At 70.8% G+C, this 1,735-nt stretch carries 1 protein-coding gene; it reads right to left on the reverse strand.

The genetic code is table 11. From position 1 onward, the window contains the following. Positions 1 to 73: 73 nt before the first annotated feature. On the reverse strand, positions 74 to 1,735 hold a 1,662-nt coding region (locus V7E45_RS40065; RefSeq protein WP_333779215.1), incomplete at its 5' end, for an outer membrane protein assembly factor BamB family protein.

The raw sequence follows: 1,735 nt of genomic DNA on the forward strand, positions 1-1,735 counted from the left end.
GCTCATGACGGGGGTACCTCGGGGACGCTCTCGGGGCCGGACGGCGCAGGCAGGACGGGATACGGACCGGGACTCACTTGCCGAACGCCATCATGAGCTTCTCCTTCGATTCGTCGTTGCCGTTGAGCCGGGTGGTGGAGATGAAGAAGCGCCCGCCGGCCCAGTCCACGGCTGAGCTGAAGAAGCCGTTCTCGATCGTCGCGGTGCCCGCGGGGTTCTGCAGCAGCCTGGTGGGCCGGTGCGAGCCGCCCGTGGTCGGGATCGACACGACCTGGCCGCCCGCGTCGTACGACGGCCGCACGTACGCGATGAGCTTGCCGCCCTCGGTCTTCACCGGGGACATCGACTCGTCCGTCGGCGACTTGACCCGCCACTTCTCCTTGCCGGTGGCGAGGCTGACGGCGACGATCTCGTTGGCGCCGCTCGTCGCGTCGGTGGGCAGGTAGAGCGTGTCGCCGTCGACGGCGACGCCCTGGCAGCCCTGGAGGTCACGGGCGAGGATCGCCCAGCCGCACTGCGGCGCGAACTTCTCGTTCACCTTGACCTCCGAACGGAACTTGCCGTCAGCGGTGAAGGTGGAGATGTTCCACGCCTTCTTGTCCTCGTTGGTCAGGTACACCACGAGCGGGTTCAAAGAGTAGGTACGCGCGACCCGCCAGCCCTTCTTGACCGGCTGCGTCCACTTGACCTTGCCGTCGGCCGGGTTCAGTTCGCGGATCTCGTCGTGCTCGTTGCTGGTGCCGGCGCCGCAGGAGGCGACCTGGACCAGCCGGCCGGCGCCGCCCGCGAACGCGGTCGGGAAGCAGGCCGAGCCGTACTTCTGCTTGTCGTACAGCTTGTGGCCGTTGTCGATGTCGTACGCCGTGCCCGACTGCGAACGGCCCACCATCAGGGTCTTGCCGCTGACCGTGAGCTCGATGCTGATGGCGCTGTCGAACAGCGCGCCGTCGGCGACCTGGGCGCTCCAGCCCTTCTTGCCGGTACCCAGGTCGATCTGCTGGAGCTGGTTGCACTTGGCGCGGTCGCTGACGCCGCTCATGTACGCCACGACGATCTTGTCGTCCGCCGATTTCTGCGCGGTGACCGCGCAGATCTTCTGCGGGAACGTGATCGGGTCCCAGGCCGCGCGGCCGGTGCCGGCGTCGTAGGCGAAGACCTGCTTGTACGCCGCCTTCACCGCCGTGCCGCCGGAGATCCACATACCGGGTGCGTCGGCGCCGGAACCGGGGGCGTCGGGTGCGCTCTTGTACCAGAGCACCTTCGCCTCGCCGGGCTTGCGGCCCTCGTTGAGGTTGTCCGGGTCCGCGCCGCCGTTGCCGCCGCCGTCGCCGGGGTCGACGGACGCGGTGGCGGAGGACTGCTTGCCGTCGTCGCTCTTGTGGGCGACGGGCGTCTTCTTCCCGTCGTCACCGCCGCCGCTGGTGACGGCGTAGACGGTGCCACCGATGACGAGCAGCGCGGCCGCCGCGGCGCCGATGATCAACGCGGTCCGGGCCTTGGCCGGCGGCTTGCCGCCGAACGGGGCCCCGCCGGGCGCGGTGCCGGGGGCTCCGGGGTACTGGGGCGGCTGCTGCGGGTAGCCGTAGCCCGGTTGCGGTCCGTACGGACCGGGCTGCGGCTGGCCGTACGGGCCTGGCTGCGGCGGCTGGCCGTAGGGGCCGGGCGCGGGGGCGCCGGGCGCCGCGTACGGGCCCGGCTGGGCGTATGGGCCGGGCTGCTGGGGATAGCCGTAGCC

Origin of the sequence: Streptomyces sp. IBSBF 3136 (genome assembly GCF_036815105.1) — a bacterium.
Taxonomy (GTDB): Bacteria; Actinomycetota; Actinomycetes; order Streptomycetales; family Streptomycetaceae; genus Streptomyces.